The sequence below is a fragment of the Pseudomonas sp. B611 genome, assembly GCF_055407965.1.
This window is the reverse complement of the sequence record NZ_JBUZST010000007.1, coordinates 253,905-278,983: the sequence shown is the minus strand read 5'-3', so window position 1 is coordinate 278,983 and position 25,079 is coordinate 253,905. Positions and strand designations below refer to the sequence as shown.

Annotated in this window: 24 protein-coding genes; 4 read left to right on the top strand and 20 right to left on the bottom strand. The window is 63.9% G+C overall.

The features are described from left to right. Positions 1-99: 99 nt before the first annotated feature. Positions 100-1,275: a DUF1835 domain-containing protein gene (locus tag ACZRMO_RS18125; RefSeq protein ID WP_463973715.1), complete on the top strand. Its 1,176-nt coding sequence runs from the start codon at positions 100-102 to the stop codon at positions 1,273-1,275. 151 nt (positions 1,276-1,426) lie between these two features. On the opposite strand, the gene ACZRMO_RS18120 is transcribed toward ACZRMO_RS18125, so the two are convergent. The 12 genes from ACZRMO_RS18120 to nac form a co-directional block, all read right to left on the bottom strand. Further along, positions 1,427-2,260: an ABC transporter substrate-binding protein gene (locus tag ACZRMO_RS18120; RefSeq protein ID WP_017737201.1), complete on the bottom strand. Its 834-nt coding sequence runs from the start codon at positions 2,258-2,260 to the stop codon at positions 1,427-1,429. A 58-nt stretch (positions 2,261-2,318) separates the two neighbouring features. Next, on the bottom strand, positions 2,319-3,047 hold the full coding sequence (locus tag ACZRMO_RS18115) for an amino acid ABC transporter ATP-binding protein (RefSeq protein ID WP_463973733.1): 729 nt from the start codon (positions 3,045-3,047) through the stop codon (positions 2,319-2,321). Positions 3,048-3,070: 23 nt separating this feature from the next. Then, positions 3,071-3,814 carry an amino acid ABC transporter permease gene (locus ACZRMO_RS18110; protein ID WP_463973714.1) on the bottom strand — a complete coding sequence of 248 codons (744 nt, stop codon included), beginning with the start codon at positions 3,812-3,814 and terminating at the stop codon, positions 3,071-3,073. Between the two features lie 6 nt (positions 3,815-3,820). After that, entirely contained in the window at positions 3,821-4,522 is a 702-nt protein-coding gene (locus ACZRMO_RS18105) for an amino acid ABC transporter permease (protein ID WP_463973713.1), read from the bottom strand. Between the two features lie 110 nt (positions 4,523-4,632). Further along, complete coding sequence (locus tag ACZRMO_RS18100) at positions 4,633-5,385, bottom strand: SDR family oxidoreductase (RefSeq protein ID WP_124528601.1); 753 nt, start codon at positions 5,383-5,385, stop codon at positions 4,633-4,635. A gap of 93 nt (positions 5,386-5,478) precedes the next feature. Beyond that, entirely contained in the window at positions 5,479-6,252 is a 774-nt protein-coding gene (locus ACZRMO_RS18095) for a LamB/YcsF family protein (RefSeq protein WP_463973712.1), read from the bottom strand. Beyond that, positions 6,249-6,644 carry a hypothetical protein gene (locus ACZRMO_RS18090; RefSeq protein WP_463973711.1) on the bottom strand — a complete coding sequence of 132 codons (396 nt, stop codon included), beginning with the start codon at positions 6,642-6,644 and terminating at the stop codon, positions 6,249-6,251. The genes ACZRMO_RS18095 and ACZRMO_RS18090 overlap by 4 nt, the downstream gene beginning before the upstream one ends. Then, positions 6,641-7,615, bottom strand: coding sequence for a 5-oxoprolinase subunit C family protein (locus ACZRMO_RS18085; RefSeq protein WP_463973710.1), 975 nt, complete (start codon positions 7,613-7,615; stop codon positions 6,641-6,643). Before ACZRMO_RS18085 ends, ACZRMO_RS18090 begins: the two co-directional genes overlap by 4 nt. Beyond that, positions 7,612-8,268: a 5-oxoprolinase subunit PxpB gene (pxpB, locus tag ACZRMO_RS18080; protein ID WP_463973709.1), complete on the bottom strand. Its 657-nt coding sequence runs from the start codon at positions 8,266-8,268 to the stop codon at positions 7,612-7,614. The genes ACZRMO_RS18085 and pxpB overlap by 4 nt, the downstream gene beginning before the upstream one ends. Then, positions 8,265-9,617 (bottom strand): acetyl-CoA carboxylase biotin carboxylase subunit, encoded by a 1,353-nt coding sequence (gene accC / locus ACZRMO_RS18075; RefSeq protein ID WP_463973708.1) that lies wholly within the window; start codon positions 9,615-9,617, stop codon positions 8,265-8,267. Before accC ends, pxpB begins: the two co-directional genes overlap by 4 nt. Before the next feature lie 27 nt (positions 9,618-9,644). Beyond that, a complete protein-coding gene (locus ACZRMO_RS18070; protein WP_463973707.1) occupies positions 9,645-10,052 on the bottom strand; it encodes an acetyl-CoA carboxylase biotin carboxyl carrier protein in 408 nt (135 codons plus the stop codon). A 114-nt stretch (positions 10,053-10,166) separates the two neighbouring features. Then, positions 10,167-11,072 carry a nitrogen assimilation transcriptional regulator NAC gene (nac, locus tag ACZRMO_RS18065; protein ID WP_124528652.1) on the bottom strand — a complete coding sequence of 302 codons (906 nt, stop codon included), beginning with the start codon at positions 11,070-11,072 and terminating at the stop codon, positions 10,167-10,169. A gap of 379 nt (positions 11,073-11,451) precedes the next feature. Here nac and ACZRMO_RS18060 point away from each other — a divergent pair, with 379 nt between their 5' ends. The 3 genes from ACZRMO_RS18060 to ACZRMO_RS18050 all read left to right on the top strand — a co-directional run bounded on the left by ACZRMO_RS18060 (position 11,452) and on the right by ACZRMO_RS18050 (position 15,598). Next, positions 11,452-12,660 (top strand): aspartate transaminase, encoded by a 1,209-nt coding sequence (locus tag ACZRMO_RS18060; RefSeq protein WP_463973706.1) that lies wholly within the window; start codon positions 11,452-11,454, stop codon positions 12,658-12,660. Between the two features lie 9 nt (positions 12,661-12,669). Then, a complete protein-coding gene (locus tag ACZRMO_RS18055) occupies positions 12,670-14,202 on the top strand; it encodes an MFS transporter (RefSeq protein WP_463973705.1) in 1,533 nt (510 codons plus the stop codon). Positions 14,203-14,266: 64 nt separating this feature from the next. Next, positions 14,267-15,598 (top strand): OprD family porin, encoded by a 1,332-nt coding sequence (locus ACZRMO_RS18050; protein WP_463973704.1) that lies wholly within the window; start codon positions 14,267-14,269, stop codon positions 15,596-15,598. A 138-nt stretch (positions 15,599-15,736) separates the two neighbouring features. Here the strand turns inward: ACZRMO_RS18050 and ACZRMO_RS18045 are convergent, their stop codons facing one another. The 8 genes from ACZRMO_RS18045 to ACZRMO_RS18010 form a co-directional block, all read right to left on the bottom strand. Continuing rightward, positions 15,737-16,603 (bottom strand): alpha/beta hydrolase, encoded by an 867-nt coding sequence (locus ACZRMO_RS18045; protein ID WP_463973703.1) that lies wholly within the window; start codon positions 16,601-16,603, stop codon positions 15,737-15,739. After that, a complete protein-coding gene (locus ACZRMO_RS18040) occupies positions 16,603-18,825 on the bottom strand; it encodes a TonB-dependent siderophore receptor (RefSeq protein WP_463973702.1) in 2,223 nt (740 codons plus the stop codon). The genes ACZRMO_RS18045 and ACZRMO_RS18040 overlap by 1 nt, the downstream gene beginning before the upstream one ends. A 97-nt stretch (positions 18,826-18,922) precedes the next feature. Beyond that, on the bottom strand, positions 18,923-20,266 hold the full coding sequence (locus ACZRMO_RS18035; RefSeq protein ID WP_463973701.1) for a HAMP domain-containing sensor histidine kinase: 1,344 nt from the start codon (positions 20,264-20,266) through the stop codon (positions 18,923-18,925). Continuing rightward, a complete protein-coding gene (locus tag ACZRMO_RS18030; RefSeq protein ID WP_463973700.1) occupies positions 20,266-20,994 on the bottom strand; it encodes a response regulator transcription factor in 729 nt (242 codons plus the stop codon). The genes ACZRMO_RS18035 and ACZRMO_RS18030 overlap by 1 nt, the downstream gene beginning before the upstream one ends. Before the next feature lie 224 nt (positions 20,995-21,218). Beyond that, positions 21,219-21,803 carry a peroxidase-related enzyme gene (locus ACZRMO_RS18025; RefSeq protein ID WP_463973699.1) on the bottom strand — a complete coding sequence of 195 codons (585 nt, stop codon included), beginning with the start codon at positions 21,801-21,803 and terminating at the stop codon, positions 21,219-21,221. Beyond that, on the bottom strand, positions 21,800-22,264 hold the full coding sequence (locus tag ACZRMO_RS18020; protein WP_463973698.1) for a CMD domain-containing protein: 465 nt from the start codon (positions 22,262-22,264) through the stop codon (positions 21,800-21,802). Before ACZRMO_RS18020 ends, ACZRMO_RS18025 begins: the two co-directional genes overlap by 4 nt. Beyond that, the gene (locus tag ACZRMO_RS18015) at positions 22,261-23,514 is read right to left on the bottom strand and encodes an acyl-CoA thioesterase/bile acid-CoA:amino acid N-acyltransferase family protein (RefSeq protein ID WP_463973697.1); all 1,254 of its coding nucleotides are present in this window, start codon (positions 23,512-23,514) and stop codon (positions 22,261-22,263) included. Before ACZRMO_RS18015 ends, ACZRMO_RS18020 begins: the two co-directional genes overlap by 4 nt. Then, positions 23,514-25,079, bottom strand: a complete 1,566-nt coding sequence (locus ACZRMO_RS18010; protein ID WP_463973696.1) for an ABC transporter substrate-binding protein — start codon at positions 25,077-25,079, stop codon at positions 23,514-23,516. The genes ACZRMO_RS18015 and ACZRMO_RS18010 overlap by 1 nt, the downstream gene beginning before the upstream one ends.

Here is a 25,079-nt window from a genome sequence, read left to right as displayed (position 1 = left end):
CACCTTCCGCGGAAAGGGCTGCGCCCAAGACACAGCAACACCCTCTTTTTTCTACGACTCCCAACCTTCAAGCGGACAAGGTTCAGACAAGGAGCTCGTATGTCCCACTACCTCAACACCGACGGCCGCCTCAACCTTGAGCAGCAGCGCAAGCGCGCCAAGGAACTGTTGCCGCGCCTCAAGGCCCTGGACCCCAGCGCCACGCTGTCCCAGGCGCAATGGCAAATAGCCAAGCAACTGGGCTTCAGCAGCTGGCCCAAGCTCAAGGCCCATGTGGATGCCATCGACTTCGCCGCGCGCCATCCTGACTTCGAAGCCTGCGATGAAGCCCGCACCACCCATTGGCGCTGCGGCAATGACATCGCCCACAGCCTGCAACTGGCCGGGTTCAAGGGCCGCTTCCAGATGCTCAGCGACCCGTTATGCATGGGCCCGGTGCGTGACCTGCCCAGCGCGGATTACCAAGCCCTGCGCGCCACCTTTATCAGCCAGGCGTTTGCCATGGATGAGGGCGATGCCGCCCGTAGGCTGGCCGATGAATACACCCAACTGGCAAGCCTGGCCAACGCCGAACACAGCGTGCTGTGGTGCGAAGCCGACGCCTATGACCAACTGTTCCTGATCCGCGCCTTGGCCGGCCTGGAACGGGCGCCGCAGCGACTGGAGCTGATCGAGGTAGACCACATCCCCGGCGTGCAGCGTTTTATCGGCATCGGCCAACTGGCCCCGGATGTGCTCGCGTGGCTATGGCCGCAGCGGCGCCTGATCGATGATGACGCGGTGCAACTGGCCAAGCGAGCGTGGGCGGCGTATTGCGCCAGCTCGCCGGTCAAATGGGCCGAACTGGCCCACGGCACACAGCCTGCCCTGCCCTTCATGGCACCCGCGTTGTTGCGCCAATTGCAGGAATTGCCCGGCGCCCGCGATGGCTTGTCTCTGACCGAGCGCCTGACCCTGGGCTATCTGGCCGAAGCCGGGCCAAAACCGGCAGGCCGGGTGTTTGCCGAGTTGATGGCCAAGCGCGAGCCGCTGCCATTTCTGGGGGACATGATGTTTTATGCGCTGTTGCGGCCGTTGATCGATGGCGCGGCGCCGTTACTGGCGGAGACAGAGGCGGGGTTGGTACTGACTGAATTGGGCCGGGCGGTGCTTGATGGGCGGGCGTATTGGTTGGAGCATGCGAGCCATGAGCGGTGGGTGGGTGGTGTGTGCTTGCGGCCTGGCGAGGCGCATTGGGCGTTGGATGAGGATCTTCAGCCCGTAATCAGACACTGATCCGGCGCGATGATGATCGTTCCCACGCTCCGCGTGGGAATGCCTCCTGTGACGCTCCGCGTCACCCATGCACAGGTGTCAGCAGCGGGACGCGGAGCGTCCAGGGCAGCATTCCCACGCGGAGCGTGGGAACGATCAAACTGGAAACGCTTTACGGCAGTGGGTCGAACTTCAGGGCGCTGAGGCTCTGCACCTTGTCCTCACGCACCATCTTGTATTCGGTGTTCGGGCCGATCCAGCGGTCCCATATCGCGTCGATCTCGCCGGCCTTTTCCATCGCCATCAACGACTCATTGACCTTGGCCAGGAACGCCGGCTCATCGCGACGCATGCCCGCGCCAATCGGTTCCAGGGCCATCGGTTCCTTGGCAATCGCCAGTTCCACGCCACCGGCCTTGGCCTGGTTGACCAGTTTCAGCGCGGTCATGGTGTTGGTCACCAAGCCCACCACTTTATTCTGTTGCAGGGCCATATAGGCCGAGCCGGTGTCCTGGAAGGTCACCGGGGTGGCGCCGGCGATGCGGATCGATTGCTCGGAGGTGGAACCCTTGGTGGAGCTGATGCGCTTGTCCTTGAAGAAGCTTTTCGGCTGGTCGGCGTTGGCCGCGCGCACCACCAGGGTTTCCTTGGCGATGTAGTACGGGTCGCTGAACTGGATCTGTTCGGCGCGGGTCTTGGTGTACGCCAGGTTGGCGAAGATCACATCGACGCGGCCCATCTTCACTTCGGGAATGCGCGCTTCAACCGACAGCGGCTTGAGTTCCAACGCCACGCCCATGGTCTTGGCCAGGGCCTTGCACAGGTCCACGTCCATGCCCACCAGCTCGCGGGTCTTTGGGTCCGGCGCGGAGAATGGCGGCACGTCGGCGTACACGCCGCAGCTCAGGGATTGCTTGGCCAGGATGTCGCTCAATTGGTCAGCCTGGGCGCAGGCCACAGCCAATGGACCCAATGCCAGCGCAGTAAACAGATGCTTCATACCCATGGGAAATCTCCAGAAAGTTGGACAAGCAAAATGGCAGAAGGAATCAAGCCGCCGCCGCTCAGTGGGCCCGCAGGTCGGCGATGAAGCGTTGCGCTCGCGGGTGCGAAGGCTGGGTGAAGAAGGCGTCGGGGCTGCTCTTTTCCAGAATCTGCCCCGCGTCCATAAACCAGATGGTGTCGGCCACTTCGCGGGCGAAGTTCATCTCGTGGGTCACGCACATCATGGTCATGCCGTCCTTGGCCAAGCCCTTCATCACGCTCAGCACTTCGCCGACCATTTCCGGGTCGAGGGCGCTGGTGGGCTCGTCGAACAGCATCACTGGCGGTTCCATCGCCAGGGCGCGGGCAATCGCCACCCGTTGCTGCTGGCCGCCGGACAGCTGCGCCGGGTAGGCCCCGGCCTTGTACGCCAGGCCCACGCGGTCGAGCAGTTCCATGGCCTTTTGCTTGGCCGCCGCGCCCTTGAGGTTGCGCAGCTTGTTTGGCGCCAGGGTGATGTTTTCCAGCACCGACAGGTGCGGGAACAGGTTGAAGCTCTGGAACACAAACCCCACGCGGCTGCGCAGGCGGTTGATCTGCGCGTCGGTGCCGTGCACGTCCTGGCCGTCGAACAGGATCTGGCCGTTCTGGATGTCTTCCAGGCGGTTGACCGTGCGGATCAGCGTGGACTTGCCCGAGCCCGACGGCCCGCACAGCACCACCACTTCACCGGGGTTCACTTCGGCGGTGATGTCGGTCAGCGCCTGGTACTCGCCGTACCATTTATTGATTTTCGAAAACATGATCATTGGATGCATGAGCGCAGCCCTCTTCAATTATCGGTGGCCAGCAACGGCTTGCCGGGCACGGTCTGCCCGCCCTCACCCAGGCGCTTGCGCGCAATGCGTTGTTCTACCCAGCCAGCCAGGCGGGTCAGGCCGAAACACAGCAGGTAGTAGATGATCGCCAGGATGAAAAACACCTGGAACGGCTTGGTCAGCAACTGGTTGTTGACCTGGTTGGCGGCGAAGGTCACTTCCTGCACGTTGATCACGTAGCCCAGGGAGGTTTCCTTGATGATCGAGATGAACTGGCTGATCAGGCTTGGCAACGCGTTGTACAACGCCTGGGGCAAGATCACCCAGACCGTGGTGCGCACGTAGCCCAGGCCCAAGGCGCGAGACGCTTCGTATTGCCCGCTCGGCAACGCCTGGATACCGCCGCGAATGATTTCGCACAGGTACGCGCTCTGGTAGATCACCAGCGTGCAGAGCATGGTCATGAAGCCGGTGATGTTATGGCCGATCAGCAACGGCACCAGGAAGTAGGTCCAGAAGATCACCATCAGCAACGGAATGCCGCGCAGCACGTAGACCCACACCGTGGCCACCCAGTACAACCCCTTCCACGGCGACACCCGCGCCAGCGCCAGCAACAGTCCGAACGGGAACGCCAGCAGCAGCGCCAGCGCGGCGAGGATCAAGGTGCTGGCCAGACCGCCCAAGGGACCGTGGGGATACTGACCGATGAGGAACAGCGTCCAGTTGTTCTGCAGGATTTCAACGATATCAAACATCGCCATCTACCTCGCCAGGGCTTTGCTGAAGTGCCGGGCAAGCAATGCCCCAGCGCCCATCAGCAGCAGTGAAAACACCAGGTAGAACACCGTGGCCACCAGGTACGACTCGAAGGTGCGGAACGTATAGTTCTCCACTTCGCGGCTGGCGTAGGTCAGTTCCATCACGCCGATTGCCATCGCCAAACTGGTGTTCTTGAACAGCAGCACGGTGTGGTTGATCAGCGATGGCAGGCAGTTGCGCACGCCCTGGGGCAGGATCACGTAGCGCATCGAACGCACGTAACCCAGGCCCAGCGCCCGCGACGCTTCGGTCTGCCCAGCGGGAATCGCGCGCAGGCCGCTGCGCATGTCTTCACAGAAATACGCAGCCTGGCACAAGCCCAGGGCGATCACCGAAAACAGGTATTCGGTGTTGTGACTGGCCAGCCACAGTTGCGCGTTTTCGCTGAGCAGGGTCGGCACGCCGAAGTACCACAGCATCAGTTGCACCAGGGTCGGCACGTTGCGATGGTAGGACACGTACCCCGCCACCAGGCGGTCGGCCAGCGTGTTGCCGGTCAGGCGCACCGTGACCAGCGTCAGCGCCAGAATCATCGCCAGCAGCCAGGCGAACAACGCCAGCTGCAAGGTCATTTCGATGCCCTTGACGATCAGCTCGGCGTACTCGCCTTGCAGAATCGCGGCCAAATCGAAGTCTTGCTTCATGGTCAATCCCTATCGGCATTGGGCTAGGGCAGGAATCAAAATCACCCGGCGGGGCCGTGGCGGGATGCAGCGCTGACGGATCGATCCGTTCTGTTTTAGGGGGCTGTGGTTCAGCCCTGGTAATCCTGCGGACGCGCGGTGGACAGCCCGCCCGGCACCTGCAAGGTCGGGGTGATTTCCATATGCCCGACGTTGACGGCAATCGGCGCGGCAATCGCAAAGGCGATGGCGTTGGCGATGTCTTCGGCCTGGGGCAACTCAAAGCCCTCGACGAAGCGCTTGTAGGTCTCCTCGGAATCACCGTGCACGTGGGCAAAAATGTCCGTGGCCACACGCCCCGGGCAGATCTCGGTGACCCGCACGCGCTTGCCGAACGCATCGATGCGCAGTTGGCGCGAGAGCATGCTCACCGCCGCCTTGGTCGCGTGGTACGTGGAGTTGCCGCCAAAGTTGTAGGCCGCCGCAATCGAGCTGATGTTGATGATGTGCCCGCAATCGCGCTCGACCATGCCCGGCAAGGCCAGGCGTGCCAGGTGCAGCACGGCGCGCAGGTTGACGTCGATCAGCAGGTCGATGCCGTCGGCGTCGGCCTTGAGCAGCGAGCCCGGTTTATCGACACCGGCGTTGTTGACCAGGATGTCGAAGGTGTTTTCGGCGAACAGCTGGGTCAGCCCGGCGATGTCGGTCACGTCGATGGCGTGGGCAATGCAGCCGGTCTTGGCCGCCAGTGCCTGCAACTTGTCGGCGCTGCGGGCCAGGGCATGCACCTGCACGCCTTCCTGGCAGAGGCGCTCTACAACGGCGGCGCCGATGCCCGAGGAAGCCCCGGTGACCAGCGCGGTTTTGTAGTCGGAAAATGGCATGGGGTATTCCTTGTGCTGCGGGTTATGGTTCGACTCTATCCAGCCTTCAGGCGCTGGACCAAGACGCAATGGTTGTGTGGCGATAAGGCCTGCTTATGACGCGGCCAGCAGCTGGGAAATCGGTGTAATGTGCCCGCCCAGTTGCTCGATTTCGTTGCGAATAGTGCGGGCCAACTCGACTGCGCCGGGGGTGTCGCCGTGCAGCAGGATCGAATGGGCCGGCACCCGCAGCACCTTGCCGCTGAGGGCGGTGACGGTGCCCTCCTCCAGCAATTGGCGCACGCGCTTTAGTACCGCTGCCGGTTCCTTGATCACCGAGCCTTCGACCTTGCGCGGCACCAACAGGCAGTCGTCGTCATAGGCGCGGTCGGCCAGAAAGGTGGTGGCAACGCGCAGACCACACTTCTCGGCGGCAGCTTCGATGGCGCGGCTGCTAGACGAGCTGATAATCAATGTCGGATCAAACGCCGCCACCGCCCGCACCAGCGGCTCGGCCAGCGCGGCATCGGCGGCGGCCATATTGCCAAGGGCGCCGTGGAAGCTCATATGGGTCATGCGATGGCCGTTTACAGCGGCCATCCCGGCCAGCGCGCCAAGTTGGTAGATCACGTAAGTGGCGAGTTCCTTGATCTCGATCTGCATCTGGCGTCGGCCGAAGCCCATCAGGTCCGGGAAACCCACGTGCGCACCGAGGTCGATGCCACCGGCCTTCGCCAGTCGCACGGTGGTGTCCATGATCAGCGGATCACCGGCGTGGTAGCCACAGGCGACGTTGGCCGAGGAAATCAGGCTCATCAGTGCCTCGTCCTCGCCCATGCGCCACGGGCCGAAGCCTTCGCCGAGGTCGGCGTTCAAATCAATCTTCATGCCTGATACTCCAGACCCAGGAACGCTTCACCGTAGCCGACGGTGGTGCCGCAGGGCACACGCACATCAATCACCCGTGCGGCCTCACGGCTGCGCTGGGGCAGCAGGAGGTCGCCGACTTGCAGCACCGCCACCAGTTGCCCGGCGCTGAGCAGATCGCCCACGGCCACGAAGGGTTCGCTGAGTTGCGGATGGGTCAGCAGCAAGCGACCCAGGCCGGTGGTACGCAGCACCTTGTCCTCAACCGTCGCCACGGCAACGGGCGCCGCAACGCTGAGTGCAGGCGCACCGCGCTTGAGCGTCAGGTGCGCCCCCGGACGACTCAGTTCGGCGCCGGCCAGGTGATGTTCCTTGAGCCACAGCGCCAGTTGGCGAATCTCCTCGATTGTCATGCTTTAACTCCCTCTCGGTGCAGGTCCACCAGGCGGCTGACTTCGCGCAGGTAACGGCGATTGGTTTCCAGGGCCTCGACCGCGTCCTCATAGCTGCACTCGATAAAGCGCACCTTGCTGCCGATGGGCGCCTGGCCGAGGCGCCACAGGTCAGCCTCGATCACGCTGCCAAACTTGGGGTAGCCGCCGCTGGGTTGGGCATCGCGCATCTGGATGATCGGTTGGCCGCCGTGGGGCACCTGGATCACGCCGGGCACGATGCCGTGGGAGCGGATTTCCATCGGTGCGATGGGCAGCAGCGGTTCACCTTCCATGCGGTAGCCGTAGCGGTTGCTCTGGGTGGTGATCTTCCACTCACCGGCCCAGAACGCGGCGCGGGAGCTTTCCTGGAAACGCTGGTATTCGGCGGCGGGCAACACACGCATGGCGGGCACGCCGTCGACCTGCAATGGCAGCGCCAGGCTCGGCGCCAACACACCAAAGTCCAGCGACAGCGGGCTGATGCCGGGACGCAAGGCCGCGAGGCGGTCACCCTGCTGCAACGCCCGGCCATCCAAACCGCCGAACTCGCCGCGCAATTGGGTGCTGCGTGAGCCGAGCACCGACGGCACGTCCACACCGCCGGCGAGGCACAGGTAGGCGCGGCTGCCGGAGGTCGGGTAGCCCAGGTGCAGTACCTGCCCTTCGCGGCCCTGGTACACCCAGTTCGGCGGCAATGGCTGGCCGTCCAAGGTTGCATCACAGGCGGCGCCGGTCACGGCAAAGGCGCAGTCGTGCAGCAGCCGCACTTCGAACGGGAACAACGGGATTTCAATCGCCGCGGCGTCTTCGGGATTGCCCAGCAACAGGTTGCCCAACGCCAGGGCCAGATGGTCCATGGCGCCCGACGTGCCCACGCCTTGGCCGAGGCTGCCGAAGCGGCCGAAGTCCTGCACGGTGGCCAGGGCGGTGGCCGATAGAATCTCGATCATCGAATGATCCTCTCGATGCGCAAGCGCAGGAAATCACCCGGCCGCAAGATCGCCGGCGGGGTTTGGGCGGGGTCGAAAAACGACATTTCGGTGCGGCCGATGGTGTTCCAGCCGCTGGGGCCGGCCGACGCGGACACACCGGTCTGCACACCGCCGATGGACACCGAACCGGCGCCGATATTCAGCACCGGCACTTGCCGGCGCGGCGTGGCCAGGCGCTGATCCATGCCACCGAGGTAGCAGTAACCTGGATGGCTGCCCAGGGCGTACACCGGATACAGCGGTTCGCAATGCAGGTTGGCGATGGTCTCGATGTCCAGCCCGGTATGGGCGATTACGTCATTCATGTGCGGGCCGAACTCGCCGCCATAGACCACCGGCAACTCGACGATGCGGCCTTCCAGGGGCAGCGGCGTGCTGTGTTCCCAAGCCTGCAACAGGCGTTCGCACAGCCCGTTCAATTCGCGCGGCGGCTTGAGGAAGGTGAGCATCAGGTTGTTCATGCCGGGCACGGCTTCGTGGATTTCCGGCCACTCGCCGGCTTGCAGGGCCAGGTTCCAGATGCGCTGTTGCGGGGCCAGGTCCAGCTCGCCCGGCGCTTCAAACAACAGGGCGCTGGAGCCCAGCAGGCTGATGTTGGGTGCGGTGCTCATGTCGGGCTCCTTTGCAGCAACCAGCGCTCCAGGTGATGAATATCGACACCGCCCGCCTGAAAGGCCGGGTCATCGAGGATCTCGCGGTGCAACGGGATATTGGTGCTGATGCCGTCCACGATCATTTCGCTGAGCGCCAGGCGCATACGCGCCATCGCTTCTTCGCGGGTGGCGCCGTGGGTGATGACCTTGGCCACCATCGAGTCGTAATACGGCGGCACGCGGTAGCCGGTGGTGACGTGGGAATCCACGCGCACGCCAAAGCCGCCGGGTACTTCCCAGCGCTGGATCAAGCCGGGGGTGGGCATGAAGGTGCTCGGGTCTTCGGCGTTGATGCGGCATTCCAGGGAATGGCCGTTGAGCTGCACATCTTCCTGGCGCAGGCCCAGCACTTCGCCACGGGCCATGCGCAGTTGCTGCTGGACGATGTCGATGCCGGTGGTCATCTCGGTGACCGGGTGCTCGACTTGCAGGCGGGTGTTCATCTCGATGAAGAAGAACTCACCGTCTTCATAGAGGAATTCAAAGGTGCCCACGCCGCGATAACCGATCTGGCGGCACGCCTCGGCGCAGCGTTCGCCGACCTTGGCGATCAGCGCGGGATCGATCCCCGGGGCCGGGGCTTCTTCCAGCACCTTCTGGTGGCGGCGTTGCAACGAGCAGTCGCGGCAGCCGAGCCAGATCGCGTGGCCGTGGGCGTCGCACAGCACCTGGATTTCCACGTGGCGCGGGTGGCCGAGGAATTTCTCGATATACAGTTCCGGGTTGCCGAAGGCCAGGCGTGCTTCTTCACGGGTGAGCGCAATAGCGGCGAGCAATTCGGTGTGCTCCTGCACCACACGCATGCCGCGCCCACCACCGCCACCGGCGGCCTTGACGATCACCGGGTAGCCGATCTCGGCGGCGATGGCGAGGATGCTCGCGTCGTCGCTGGGCATCGTCGAGTCCGGCCCCGGTACGCAAGGCACGCCGGCTTCACGCATGGCGCGCTTGGCGGCGACCTTGTCGCCCATGGTGCGGATGCACGCGGCGCTGGGACCGATAAAGGTCAGGCCCGCAGCCTCGATGCGTTCAGCGAAGCCGGCGTTTTCCGAAAGAAAGCCGTAGCCGGGATGGATCGCCTGGGCGCCGGTGACCTTGGCGGCAAACAGCAGCGCCGTCTGGTTGAGGTAGCTCAGGCCTGGCGCGGCCGGGCCGATGCACAGCACTTCGTCGGCATTTTGTACGTACTGCGCGTGGCGGTCCGCTTCGGAGTACACCGCCACGGTCTTGATGCCCAGGCCATGACAGGCACGCTGAATGCGCAGGGCAATTTCGCCACGGTTGGCGATCAGCACTTTGTCGAACATTGAATTCACCTGCATCACAAATAAGGGTCAATCGAGGCGGAACAGCGCCTGGCCGGCAGCAACTTCAGCCCCGGCCTGGGCCAGGATCTCAGCCAGCTTGCCGACCACCTTGGCCTTGACCGGGTGGAACATCTTCATCGCCTCGATCACCGCCACGGTCTGGCCGGCTTCGATGGCTTGCCCCACGGCTACAAACGGTGGCTCACCGACGGCGGGCGTCAGGTGCAGCACGCCGTAGAGGCTGGCCTTGATCTCAATCGCTGCGCTTGGCTTTACCGCAACCGGCGCTGCAACCACGCTGGGTGCGACGCTGATCGCCGCCTGCCCCGCCTGCTTGAACAGCCGCAACGTGCTGTCGCCTTCGGTAAGGCTCAGTTCCAGCAGATCGGATTCGGCCAGCAAATCCATCAACCCCTTGATACGTGCTGAATCCATAGTTGGCCCCTGCCTGTCGAACGTGTCTTGAGTGGATGGGGCCAATCTACCGAGCCCCTCGAAAAGCGGCCAAGACGCTTTGGCTTTGGGGTGATAAGCCGCCCTTATGACCACTCACGCCGCGCTGCCACGCATCTGCGCCACCAGTTCCAGGAGGATCGCCTTGACCGCCTGGGCCGGCACCGACAGCGGCAAATGCCCGGACAGACACAACGCCAACGGCGCCTCCACTTCGGGCTCGACGATGCGACACATGTGCACCGCTGGGTTCGCCGCCAACACCCGCGCCGACGACTCCGGCAGGATGGTCGAGCCGAAGTGATCGGCCACGGCGGCGGTGAGCGTGGTGGACGACTCGATCTCGGCCACCACCCGCGCACCGAGGCCGATGCGCAGGAAGGCTTCGTCCACCATGCGGCGCATCACGTTGTAGGGACGGGGCAGCAGCATGTCCATGTCAGCCAGTTCGGCCAGGGGGATGTCGTCGCGGCCGGCCACCGCCGGATCGGCGCTGACCAGGTACAGTGGCTCGCGCAGCAGCGAGACGAAACTCAAGCCGTGCACTTCGCGGCCGCCGTAGAGCACGGCCATGTCCATGCGGCCGTTCATGATCAGCTCGCTCAGGGTGGTGCCGAAGTTTTCGTTGAGGTACAGCAGGATGCCGGGATGGCGTTCGCGCACGGTGCGCAGCAGTGGCAGCGACAAGGTTGACGCGGCGGTGCCGGGAGCGAGCCCCACCGAGACCTGCCCGGACAAGGCCTGGCCGGTGGCGTTGATATCGCTCTGCGCCTGTTCGCACTGGCGCAGGATGATCTGCGCATGGCCGTACAGCACCTTGCCGGCTTCGGTCGGGGTGACGCCGCGTTTGGTGCGGATCAGCAGTTGTTGCTGCAACTCGGCTTCCAGGGTGGCCAGTTGTTGGCTGAGGGCGGGTTGGGCGACATGCAGCACGTCGGCGGCTTGGGTCATGCTGCCGATGTCTACCAGTTTCACGAAGTACTTCAATCGGCGCAGGTTCAAGTGGGCGGTGCTCATGTGTGGATTGACTGGGGCTTTTCCTGTGGGAGCGGGCTTGCTCGCGAAAGCGGTGTGTCAGTCAAAAATCTGGTGACTGACACACCGCTTTCGCGAGCAAGCCCGCTCCCACATTTGGATCTCCTTACATCAAGGGGATTTGCAAAAGGCAGGCCATACCTTAACCAGCCATAAGCCTTTGCTATGGCTACCCCAAAATAATCATTACAAGCACCTGCGCGGCGCACGCCCACCTGCATGCCCCCTTTCAGTGCACCCCCAGCCATAAGCACTGCCTATCAACCCAGAACGATCTCATCTTATGAGCCCCTCCCCGCTGCCTCGTACTGTGGCCCCTGTCAACGCCATCAACGAGGAACGCCCCGTGACTGCCTCCCGCATCGCCGCCCGTGTGCAACGCATCAAACCATCGCCCAGCAGCGCCGCGTCCGACCGCGCCAACGAGTTGCGTCGCCAAGGCCAGTCCATCATCAACCTGGTGGTGGGTGAGCCGGATTTCGACACACCTGAAAATATCCGCAGGGCTGCGAGTGCGGCCATCGAGCGCGGCGAAACCCGCTACACCCAGAACGCCGGCACCCCGGAACTGCGCCAGGCCATCGTCGCCAAGCTGGCCCGCGAAAACGGCCTGAACTACAGCGCCGGGCAAGTGCTGGTCACCAGTGGCGCCAAGAGCGCGATCTTCAATGCCTTCGCCGCCACCCTCGGCGCGGGTGATGAAGTGCTGATCCCGGCGCCGTACTGGGTGTCGTACCCGGACATGGTGCTGGCCTGCGAAGGCGAGCCCGTGACCCTGGCCTGCCCGGAACACGAAGGCTTCAAGCTGACCCCGGCACAACTGCGCAACGCGATCACCCCGCGCACCCGCTGGCTGCTGCTCAATTCGCCGAGCAACCCCACCGGCGCCAGCTACAGCGCCGCCGAATTGCGCGCCCTGGCCGATGTGCTGCTGGACTTCCCCCACGTGCTGCTGATTACCGATGACATCTACGAGCACATCCGCTACGAAGGCCTGGACAACCCGCATATCCTCGCCATCGAACCAGCCTTGAGCGAGCGCAGCCTGGTGGTCAACGGCGTGTCCAAGACCTACGCCATGACCGGCTGGCGCATCGGTTACGCCGCCGGCCCCGCCGACCTGATCGGCGCCATGGCGACGTTGCAATCCCAATCCACCAGCAACGCCTGCTCGGTCAGCCAGGCGGCCGCCGTGGAAGCGCTGAATGGCGACCAACACTTCGTCAAGCACAGCGTCGAGGTGTACCAGCAACGTCGCGACCGTTGCCTGGACCTGCTCAACGCCATCCCCGGCCTGAGCTGCCGCAAGCCCGATGGCGCGTTCTATCTGTATGTGAACTGCGGCGGCCTGCTGGGTAAAACCACGGCCGAAGGCAAGGTGCTCAACAGCGACAGCGAGGTGGTGATGTACCTGCTGGAAAGCCAGGGCGTGGCGGTAGTAGCCGGCACCGCGTACGGCCTGGCGCCGTTCTTCCGCATGTCGATTGCCACCGACATCGACACCCTCGACCAAGGCTGCGCGCGCATTGCCGCCGCCGTCGCCGCGTTGCGCTGAGGGCTCACGATGACCGTGGCGGCCCACCCTCCCCTGAGTTTCAAGCAGGCCTTGCTGGCGATGATCGGCATCTCGTTGGTGCTGATGCTCTCGGCGCTGGACCAGACCGTGATCGGCAACGCGTTGCCGAGCATCGTCGCTGAACTTGACGGCTTTGAACTCTATGCGTGGGTCGCCACCGGTTATCTGCTGGCGTCCATCGTCACCATCCCGATTTTCGGGCGGTTGGGGGATTACTACGGGCGCAAGCCGTTTGTGCTGGCCGCCACGCTGATCTTCACCCTGGCCTCCCTGGCCTGCGCGGTGGCCAATGACATGCTGGTGCTGGTGATCGGCCGCGCGTTGCAAGGGGTTGGCGGCGGCATGCTGATCGGCACCGCCTTCGCCTGCATCCCCGAACTGTTTCCCGATACGCGCCAACGCCTGCGCTGGCAGATGCTGTTGAGCGCGCTGTTCAGCGTGGTCAATGCCATCGGCCCAGGGCTCGGCGGTTATCTCACGGGCGCTTTTGGCTGGCGCGCGGTGTTTTATATCAACCTGCCGTTGGGCTGTGTGGCGTTGTTGATTGCCTGGCGCTTCTTGCCTTGGTATCGGCCGCAGCAACGGGCGGGCATCCGCCTCGATTGGCCCGGCGCGCTGTTGATCGCCCTCGCGTTGGGCAGCCTGCAATTGTTTGTGGAGTGGCTGGGGCATTCGAGCCTGGCGCTGAGTGCGGCGCTGGGCCTGGGTTGCATCGCGGCGGTGGTTGCGTTGTGGCATTGGGAGCGACGTTGCCCCCACGCCCTGCTGCCTGCTGCGTTGTTCGGCCTGCCGAGCCTGCGCCTGTTGTTTATCTTGTCGGTGGCCGCCGGGGCGATCATGTTTTCGCTGCTGTTCTACCTGCCGCTGCTGCTGCAAGGCGCCTATGGTTATTCGCCCCAGGACGCCGGCCTGTTGATCACGCCGCTGGCGCTGAGCATCACCCTCGGGGCCATCGTCAACAGCCGTATCGTCACCCGTTTGCGCAACCCGAACTGGCTGCCGCTGGCGGGGTTTGTCGCGCTGTTGTTGGCGTGCCTCGGTTTGTCGGTGGTCGGGCGTGGGGCTTCGTTCCATATGTTGCTCGGCCTGATTCTGCTGGCGGGGTTGGGCCTGGGGTTTATCCTGCTCAACCTCACGGTGTTCACCCAGACCTTGGCCGAGCGCCAGTTCCTCGGTATTGCCACGGCGCTGACCCAATCCCTGCGCCTGGTCGGCGGATTGTTGGGCACTGCCGGCATGGGCGTGCTGGTCAACCTGCTCTACAGCGCCAATGTGCAACGGGTGTTTCTCGCGGCCGATCACGTCGACGGGATTGCCCTCTACGCCGACCCGCAAACCCTGTTGCATGCCAACCTCGCCGCCTCGCCCTGGCTGGACCTGGCCCGCGATGCGCTGGCCCAGTCCGTCGGCGTGGGCCTGTTGCTGTGCGCCGGGATCGGCGTGCTCGCCCTGTTCATCCTGTACCGCTTGCCGCCGGTGCGACTGCATGTCGTGCCCGCCACCGTTGCTCCTGAAAAATAAGAAAAATTTCACTGCCGCCTTTGACTGCCCTCAAAAAAACCTAACACGCATGGGGATGACACCGATGGAGCTTTTCAATCGCGCACCAACCTTACTCGCCGGCCTTTGCGGCCTGATGATCGCCCAACAGGGCTACGCCGCCGGCCTGGTGGAAGACAGCAAGCTCAACGTGCTGGCCCGCAACTTCTTCAGTAACGCCGACAACCGCAGCGGCGCGGCCGACCCCAACTACACCCAGGAATGGGGCCAGGGTTTTATCGCCAACTTCGAGTCGGGTTTCACCCAGGGCACCGTGGGTTTTGGCGTGGATGCCATCGGCATGTTCGGCGTGCGACTGGACTCCGGTAAAGGCCGCCACTACAACCCCGACAGTTCGGCCTTCAACGGCAACGTGTTTCCCACGGACAGCGACGGTCGCGCCGTGGACGAATTCGGCAGCCTGGGCCTGACCGCCAAGGCACGCTTCGCCAAGACCGAGCTGAAATACGGCACCCTGGTGCCGATGCTGCCGGTGGTGATGTCCACCGACCGCATGCTGCAACAGACCTTCAACGGCGGCCAGGTGCAATCCAAGGACCTCGACCACTTCACCTTCACCCTCGGCCAGCTGGAACACGTGAAAGGCCGTGGCTCGAGCGACCAGATGGGCATGTCGATCCCCGGCGCCAACAACGCGCGCACCGGCACCTTCGTCAACAAGTTCTACTACGGTGGCGTCGACTACAAACCGACCAAAGACCTGACGTTGCAGTACTACTACGGCAACCTGCAGGACTTCTACAAACAGCACTTCCTGGGCCTCAAGTACGACTGGCAGATTGGCCCCGGCACCCTGCGCACCGACCTGCGCCACTTCGACAACCGCTCCGACGGCGCCAACAGCAACGACCCGGCCTACTACACCCTCGGCTACTACGGCGACGGCGTGACCAAGGGCAAAGTCGACAGCCGCCTGAGCAGCGCGCAATTCACCTACCTGATCAACGGCCACACGATTGCCGCCGGCCTGCAACAAGTCAGCGGCGACAGCGACGCGGTGTGGTTGAACCAGGGCGATGGTTCCACGGCGTACTTCATGACCGAGTCGATGGTCGGCAAGTTCCAGCGCGCCGGCGAGACCACCTGGCAGGTGAAATACGGCTATGACTTCGCCTCGGTCGGCGTACCGGGCCTGAGCTTCATGGGCATGTACGAGAGTGGTTCGAACATTCGTACGCCGACGGGTGATAAAAGCGAGTGGGAGCGTAACTTGACGGTGAGTTATGTGGTGCAACAAGGGCCGTTGAAGAACCTGAGCATTGCGTTGCGGCATGCGTCGTTGCGCACGGAAGTGACGACGCAGCGGGACAGTGATGAGCATCGGGTGATTGTTAGCTATCCGATCAGCATCTTGTAAAACTCAACGCATCATTCAGCCCGAATGAAGATCACATGTGGGAGCGGGCTTGCTCGCGAATGCGGTGGATCAGCCAATGAATCTGTTGACTGACACACCGCATTCGCGAGCAAGCCCGCTCCCACATTTTGAACTGCGCTATGGCTGGCTGAGGTGTTCCAGCGTATAGCGCAACGACGCCGCCAACATCGGCCCATGCCCCAACCCGGGGAATGCCTGATACCGCACCTTCAACCCCTCCACCTTCTGCAAATCCACCAGCAGCTTCTTCGCCGCCCCATCCCCTTTCGGCCCAACCTGCCTGGACGGACTCGCCGGCTCCTCATCCCCGCGCATCATCAGCAACGTCGGCTGAATGCCCTTCAAGCGCTGCGCCAACCCCTCGGCATGAATCACCCCACCGTTCCACCACAACGACGGGCTGGCCGCCGCGTATTCGTCAAACGCATCCGGCCGGGTCAACAGGGTGTACAGCACGAACAAGCCGCCATAGGAATGCCCCCACAACAGCTGCCGCTTGGGCTTCTCTTCCAGCCGCTGGTCTATCAGCGGGCGGATCTGCTGCGTGAGCAGGTCGAGGAACTGTTCCGCGCCGCCGCTGGCCACGTCGGTCAGTGGGTCGCGCTGGGCGCCCTCGCCCACGCGCGGTGTGTAGTCGAAGGTGCGCGCGTTGCGTTCGATGCGCAGCGGTGTGGCGTACCCCACCGCCACCAGCACCGGCGGCGTGGCGCTGTGGGACAGGCGGTTGAGCAGTTCGGTGTCCAGCGCCGCCATGGCGGCGTTGCCGTCCAGCAGGTAGGCGACCGGGTTGGCCGCGCTGACCTTGAGCGGGCGCCCCAGCCAGATGCGGTAGTGCCGCGCGCCGTCGGCGGAGTCCAGTTCCAGGGTGCTGAAGCTGTAGTCGCTGGCTTCACGCAACACCGGGGCGTCCATCAACTGGTCCGGCGCCGGCTTGGCGTAGACGAACGAGGTAAAAAGCAGCGCCAGAAAAATCCCCCGGCGCATCAGAACGACGCCGTCAGGCTGGTGAACAAGGTCCGCCCGGATTGGTTGTAAGTGGCCGCGCCCGCACCGTCGATGTTGTTCACGCCCTGGGCATTGCCTTCGCGCCACAGGCGTTTGTCGAAGACGTTATCCACGCCCGCCGTGAGGCTGAGATTCTTGGTGATGGCGTAGGTGCCGCTCACGCCGGCAATCGCATACGGCGACAGTTGGTTGTTCGACGAGCCAGTCACGCGGTAGCCGTGGTAGTCATATTTTTTCGGGGTCTGCTTGCCGTACCAGGCCACGTTCGCTTGCAGGGACAGGTCTTGCGTGGCCTGCCAGTCGAGCATCGAGTTGAGGGTGTATTTGGGCGTGACCGAGAGCACATCGCCGGTCTGTTTGTTTTTCGATTGCAGCATGTAGGTGAGGTTGTTGGTCCAGGTCAGCGATTCGGCCAACGGCAAGGTGAGGTTGCCTTCGAGCCCTTCGACCAGCGCCTTGGGCACGTTTTCCCACTGGAACACGTTGGCACCGGCGGTGGTGCCCGTGCCGCCGGTGGCGGTGCCGACCGGGGTCAGGCCGGATTCGATCTTGTTCTTGTAGTCGTTGCGGAAATACGTCAGCCCCGCGACCACACCGGCGTTGCGGTACTCGATCCCCAGCTCCTTGTTGACGCTGGTTTCCGCTTCAAGGTCGGCGTTGCCTTGCAGGTAGCAGCTCTTGGTCGAGCCGTAGCAACCCTGGCCGTTGCTGTACAGCAGGTAGTTGGGGTTGAGCTGATACAGGTTCGGCGCCTTGTACGAGCGGGCGATGCCGGCCTTCAAGGTCAGGGTGTCGGTGAGCACCTGGGACAGGTTCAGCGACGGGCTCCAGTTGTCGCCGACAATATCGTGGTGGTCCAGGCGCAGGCCGGGGGTGAGACGCGTGCCGGGGTGCAGTTCGATGTTGTCTTCGGCAAACACCGAGAAGATCCGCGACGACGAGGTGCTGCTGCGGTTGGTGCTGGTCAGCCCGGCCACGCTGCCGCCTGCAGTGGTGGTCTGGGTATTGGCGCTCGGGTCGTCGAGCTTGGACTCGACCCACTCGGTGCCCAGGGTCAGTACCTGCTCGAAACCGGCGTGCAGCGGCAGGCTGACTTCGCCGTGGGCGGTCAGGTCGCGCAGGGTGGTGGTGTAGAAATCGGTGTTGGCGAAGATGCCTTCGGTGCCGCCCGCGAGGCCTTCGTTGATGCGGCTGTTGCGGGTCTTTTCGTATTGCAGGTAGGCCAGGCTGCTGCCGAAATCCCATTCCCCACGGTGGGTCAGCGCGTAGTTTTCACGGTAGAGGATGTTGGTCTCATGGCCGAGCATGCTTTTCACGCTGGCGTTGCTGTTGGTGTTTTGCGTATCGCCGGTATAGATGTTGCCCTGGCGGCTGAAACCGGCCTCCAGGTCGAGGGTTTGCTCGGGGGTCATGTTCCAGCTGAGCAGGCCGTTGACGTCCTTGTTGCGCACGCCTTCACGCCCCGCTGGCAGTGTGCCGATCTGGGTGCCGTAGCGCGTCGATTCGTGGCCGCTGTTGATGTCGGCGTCATCGGCGTTGGTCTTGGCAATGTTGCCGTACACGCGGTAGCTGAGGGTGTCGGTGAGCGGGCCGTTGAGGCCGAAGTTCATGCGCTCGGTCTCGCCCTCTGCCTTGTGCTGGGCGAAGTTGTGGTAAATGGTCGCCGAGCCGTGAGTTTCGGTGCCGGGCTGCTTGGTGATGATATTCACCACGCCACCCGCCGCGCCGTTGCCGTAGCGCGCAGCGGCCGGGCCGCGGATGACTTCGATGCGTTCGACTTGGTCGGCCGGCACCCAGTTGGTGTCGCCCCGGCTGTCACGTTCGCCGCGCCAGCCGTAGCGCACCGAGTTGCGACTGCTCACCGGTTTGCCATCCACCAGGATCAGGGTGTTTTCCGGGCCCATGCCACGGATGTCGATCTGCCGGTTGTTGCCACGCTGGCCGCTGCTGGAGTTGCCGGTGAGGTTGACGCCGGGCATGGTGCGGATGATTTCCGACAGGTCATTGGCCGGTGGGCGTTTCTTGATGTCTTCGGCGGTGATGATCGACACGCCGGGCATCTGCTTGATCTCTTCCTGCGCGGTGCCCAACACGGTCTGGGTCGGCAGTTCCATCTGCGCGGGCGCCTCGACCTCGGCGGCGAAACCGGCGACGGGCAACAGGCTGCAAATACTCACGGCAAGCAGGGACAAGCGGAACATGGGGCGATCTCCAAACGTCAACCCGACCGATAGCGGCGGGCCATCAAAGATCGCAGATGATAATCAGATGCAATAACGAGTAAAGAAACTTAACTTTCTAAACATTTGCCGCAGGCAAGCGCAGGTTCATGCGCAGGCCCTGGCTGCCGCAGGTGGCCCACAGCGCCCCACCCTGCAATTCGATGGCGCGCCGGGCGATGCTCAAGCCCAGGCCAAAGCCGCTGCCGACGGTGCCGTCCAGGCGCAGGTAGGCTTCAAAGATGCGCTCCAGATCGGCCTCGGCCACGCCCGGGCCCTGGTCTTCGATCACCAGGCACCAGTTATCGCCTTCACGCTGGCCGCTCAAACGGATCACGCCGTTGTGCGGCGAATGGCGGATGGCATTGCGCAGGATATTTTCCAGGGCCTGGGCGAAGCTGTTGAGGTGCACGTGCAGCAGGCAGGTGCTGTCCAGTTCACACACCAACGCGTCCAGCGGCCAGCCGGTTTCGAAGTGCGCGTCTTGCACCAGGGCTTCCCACACCGAGGCCACCACCACTTCTTCGGCGGCCAGGCGCGGTTTTTCGGTGTCGAGCCAGGCCAGGTTGAGGGAGTCGTCCACCAGCCGGCGCATTTCCTCGACCTCGCGGGACAGGCGTTGCTGCAACTGCTCGGGCGGCAGGCCGCTGTCGCTGGCGATCTTCAAGCGCGCCAGCGGCGTGCGGATTTCATGGGACAAGGTGCGCAACAACTGGCGCTGCTGGTTGAGGCTCTGGCGCAGGCGCTCGGCCATGTGTTCGTAGGCGCGGGCCAACTCGCCCAATTCATCCGGGCGCCGGGTCACGCTGCTGCTCGCCAGCGGCGCCAGATCGCCCGAACTCAGCGCATTGGCGCGCTCGCGCAACTCATTCAGCGGCTGCACCAGGTGCCGGTACAGCAGCAAGCCCAGGCCCAGCGCCAGCAGCACCGGCACCACGCCGTGGGTGAACACGTGGGTCCACGGCGTGAGCCCCGGCGGCAGAAGGCGTTCGGGCAATTGCATCACCAGCCGGCCGCGTTCCGGGTGCTGGGGAAAGGCGATGCTGACATAGGGCAGTTCATCGTCGAGGCGCTTGCTCATCGGCCAACTGAGCTTGCGCATAAAGGTCAGGTGGCTGACCTGCTCGGCGCTCAGCGGCGTGGTGCCGAGGCTGTGCAGATAGTCATCCAGCACGGCGACCCAGGTGTGTTCGCGCTGCTGCAAGGCCATGCGCCAGCGCTCTACGGCGTCGGCATCACCACTGGCCGCCACTTGCTCGGCCTCGGCGGCATACGCGGCCAACGCGATGCGGTCCGGCGCCTCCAGAAAGTAGGTGTTGCGCTCCACCTGCAAGCCCCAGTTCCACACCAGCCACACCAGCAGCACGCAGAAGCCGACTTGCAGCAGCGCCATTTTCCACAGCAAGGGGTGGCGCCGCTGCATCAGGCGCCTGCGCACATCAGCACGTAGCCTTGGTGACGCACGGCGTCGATGCGCAGGCCCTGCACGTCGATGGCCGCGAGCTTGCGCCGTAGGTTGCACACATGTACATCCAGGCCACGGTCCAGGCGGGTGTAGGGCCGATGCAGCACGTGTTGATAGAGGAAGGCCTTGGTCAGCGCTTCACCCGCGTGTTCGTGGAGGGTGCACAGCAGGCGGAATTCCGAAGACGTCAGCCCGGCCGCCACGCCGTTGAAGCTGACATCACGCCCATAGCTGTCGAACGCCAATGCCGACGGATGCGCCACCGACTGCGGCGCACGTGTCGCGCAATCGATCGCCACGCGGCGCAGCAACGCGTCGATGCGCACATCGAGTTCGGCCAGGCTGAACGGCTTGGGCAAGTAATCATCCGCGCCCTGGCTGAAGCCGGTGATACGGTCCTGCTCGGCGCCCAGGGCGGACATCAAGATCACCGGCGTACCGCGCTCATGGCGCAGCCGCGCGAGGATATTCAGCCCGCTTTCGTTGGGCAGCATGATGTCCAGCAGGATCAGCTCCACTGGCGCATGCAGCGCCATGTCCAGGCCCTGATCGCCGCGATGGGCGCTGTTCAAGGCAAAGCCACGGCGGCTCAGGTGGTTACAGAGATGGGTGCACAGCTCGACGTCATCCTCGATGATGAGGATGCGCGGGGTGGGCGGTGGCGAGGCTAGATGATAAGTATTCACAATTACGTCAGTTTCGCATTCGACGAAACATTTCGCAATCTTCTAACCGACAACTATCTGACTGACGAAGCCGAATAAACAATGTGGGAGCGGGCTTGCTCGCGAATGCGGCGGGTCAGTTGGAACATCTTTGACTGACACACCGCATTCGCGAGCAAGCCCGCTCCCACACAAGCCCGCTCCCACATTTTGGACTGTGTTCGGCATTCAAGACTGGTGTGCTTTCAATCAGGCCACACCGGTTCTCCCAGGTTGAGCATCAGGCGATTAGCCCAGGCGAAAATCGCAATCGCATGGATCAAATCCAGAATCTCGCCATCCCCCAACCCTTGCTCACGCAGCGGCACCAACGACGCGGCATCGATCTCTCCAGGAACCAGCGTCAGGTCAATCGCAAACCGCACAATCGCCCGTTCCCGTGGCGTCGTACCGGCCGTGTATGGATCAGCGAACACCTGGGCAATCACCTCATTGCGCTTGGCCAACTGCTCAAACCGCTGGGCATGCACCGAGGCGCAGAACACGCATTCGTTGATACGCGACACCACCGCACTGGCCAACTCGCGCTCGGCCCGCGACAGCCCGCCCGGCGCGTACATGATCGCGTTGAACGCCAATGAGCGTTGGCGCAGCACTTCGGGCTGGTGGATCAGCGTCAGGTAGTACTGCGAGACCTTGGCCTGGGGATGGCTCTCTTCCAGCACGGCGATCTGCGCAGGGTTGGCCTGGGCCAGGTCGAGGGTCGGCAGCCAGGCTTTCCAGCCCAGGCTGCGGTTGGTGAAGCCTTGGATATCCAGGGGTGCGCTCATCGCAGTTGCTCCAGGGCCTTGAGCCCGCTGGCCAGGCGTACCTGGTAGGAAATAAAGGCGATCAACTGACCGAGGGTGACCACGTCGATAGTTTCCAGGCCGGCGTCCAGCAACGCCGTCAGGGCCTGGCGATCACCTTCCACGGGCGCCAGCACCAGGGTGCGGGTGAAGTCGAGGATGGCTTTGAGGCGCGGCGAATCCTCGCTCGCCGGCAACGCTTGCAGACGTTGCAGATAGTGCGCGGCCAACTCCGGTTGCGGGGTCAATTGGCAGGCATATTCGGCCACCAACAGACGTTCCTGCAGGCTCAGGCTACCGGGCAAATCCTCGGCAAACAGCGCCTGGTAACTGCCTTCGGTGGCGTCGGTGACTTTCGCCCGCGCCTGGCGCAAGCCTTGCACCGGGCTGTCGGCGCCGAGCACCAGGCGGGTCAGCAGGTCGGGTAACGCAGGATTGTTCATTGCAACTCCTTGGAATGCGCGCGGCGCTCGGCCACGGCGTTGTGCAGAAACTCCAGCACCGCGTGCCATGACTGTTCATTGGCCTGGGCGTTGGCTTCAGGCTGGCCGTCATCGGCATAGGTGGTGGGAATGTAGGGCAGCAGAATGCTGTGGCCGGCCAGCGGGAAATCCCGTTGCAGCGCCGGCCAGGGGTGTTTGAACTGCTGGAGCCGCGCGCCGACCATCTGCCCGAAACGGCTGGATGGCCACGCCGCATCATCGCCAGCGGTCAAGGTCAGCACCGGCCCGCGAATACGCTCGACGGGGATGCGCGCACGCTCCACCGCATCGGCATCCTCCAGGGCACTGTTCATCGACACGGCATTGCGCAACCCCGCATCGCGGGCGGCCCAGTTTGCATGGCGGTTGTTGTTCCACACATGCACCAGGGGCTCGCCGCGATACAACCACGCAGGGCCATCGCGCCCTACCCTCGGGTCGGCGGCGGCCTGCCCGCCATGCACCAACGCACTGGGGACGTAGCCAACCACTGCCGCGACGGAGTCGGGAAACAGGCTGGCCAGCAACAACACCAGCTCGCCGCCACGGGACTGGCCACTCAGCGCGATAAAGTCATCGGCCGGCGCCAGCTCGCGGCGCATCCACGCCAGGCCCGTCTCGAAGTACTCCAACGGCGTGTTGGAGATGTAATCCGACAGCCCCGGCGCCTTGAAATAGCCCAACGCCAACGCGCTGTAACCCCGCGAGGCATACAGCGCCGCGCGGGCTTCGTTGATGCCGCCGCCGGAGCCATTGAGCACCATCACCGCCGGATGCGGCCCGGCGCCGGGCGGTTGGAACAAGGTGCCCACCAGGCCGTCTTCGCGCACTTCACGCCGGGTCACGCCGTCAGCGGCCAGGCGTTGCACCAACACCAGCGCCTGGTCCTGCACCTCGATGCGGGTGTGCAACGGCTCCAGCACGGCATCGGGAAACACCGCCGCGCTGTGGCCCTGTTCGAGATGCTGGCTCCACAACAAGCCCATGCCCGACACGCCCGTGTAATCCCCGGCCACCGGCGCATCCCGGTCAAGATCCACCCGCCCCTGCGCGTCTGCCACAAACGTTGCCTCACTGCGCCACGCGCGCTCGCCGCCCCGCACGGTGCGGCTGGTCAACGTCACGTGCGCGCCCGGCGCCAGCCCTTCGACGACGATGTGGCGCGGCTCATCCAACAGGCCGTCGAGAGGCGTAATTGCCAAACGCGCCATTACTTTTCCTCCGTCACCATCGCGGCGGTAGTGCGGTCGCTCACCAGCGGCTCGACATGCAGGCCTTTGCGGGCCGCCCAGATGTTCTGGTAGTGGAACAGCGGCAGGATGCCCACATCGTCGCTCACCCGTTGCACCGAATCGCGCAGGATCGCTTCGCGCTTGGCGTCATCGAACTCGGCCGACGACAGCTCCAGATCCTTGTCCACTTGCGGGTTGCTGTAGCGCCCCCAGTTCGACGAGCCCTGGCCCTTGCTCGGGTCGGCGCTGGCCAGCACATTCAGCAGGCCATACCCCGCTTCGCCGGTGCCATTGCCCCAGGCGATCACGGTGACGGCGTATTCGTTTTTATTGGCGCGTGCGGCGTAGACCGACCAGGGCACCACCTGCAAATCCACCTTGATGCCGATCCGTGCCCAGAACTGCGCGACAGCTTGCATGCTTTCCGGGGCCAGCGGGTAACGGTCGCCGGGCACGTGTACGGTCAACTGGAAACCGTCCGGGAAGCCCGCTTCGGCCAGCAGTTTTTTCGCCTGGGCCGGGTCGTTGGGGATGTTCTTGACGTTGGTGTTGTAGCCGATGGTATCGGCGGGCATCCACTGGTTGGCTTCGGTCACGGTGTTTTGCAGGATGCGCTCGACAATCGCCTTGCGGTTGATCGCCAGCGACAGCGCCTGGCGCACCCGCACATCACGCAGCGGGTTTTCGGCCAGCGGCTTGCCTGCGTTGTCACGCACGAACTCGTTCGGCCCGGCACGGAAGCTCGGCTGGATCAGCAACGCGCGCAGCCCCGGGTAGGCAAACACCTTGACGCTCGGCGTGGCCTGCAACTTCTTCACATCCTGGGGCGAAACCTTGTCGATCACATCCACATCGCCCGCGAGCAACGCGGCGGTGCGGCTCGCCGGGTTGGCAATGAAACGATAATCCACCGTGTCCCACAGCGGCTGCTTACCCCAATAATCCTTGTTGCGCTCGAACAACGTGCGGTCACCCTGGGCGTAGGACACCAAGCGATACGGCCCGGTGCCGATCACCGCCTTGCCGCTGTTGTAATCCTCGGTGCCGGACTTGGCGCCGACATGCCGGCTGACGATGTACACCGAGTCGATGTTTTGCACCAGCAACGGGTTCGGTACCGAGGTCTTGACCCGCAACGTGTAAGGGTCCGGCGCGCTGACCGACTCCACCGTGCGCAGGCTGCTGGAATACGGCGCGACGCTGCCGGGCACATTGCGCGCACGCTCCAGGGAGAACACCAAATCGTCGGCGGTGAACGGCTGGCCGTCCTGCCACTTCACGCCCTGGCGGATCTTGAACTCCCAGGTGTTGGCGTCGATGGCTTTCCAGCTCTCGGCCAGGCCCGGCAGGTTCTTGTCGTCGCGACGGTCCAGCAGGGATTCCCACACGTGCAAGGCCAGCGAGCGGTCGCCGGCATGGTTGTTCAACTGCGGGTCCAACGACGACACCGGGTCGGCATAGGCAATGCGCAAGGCTTGGGCGGATGCCCCGGTGGCGCCGCTCAACAGCGCGGCAGTCAGTAACGTCAGCAGCAAGGGCTTCAT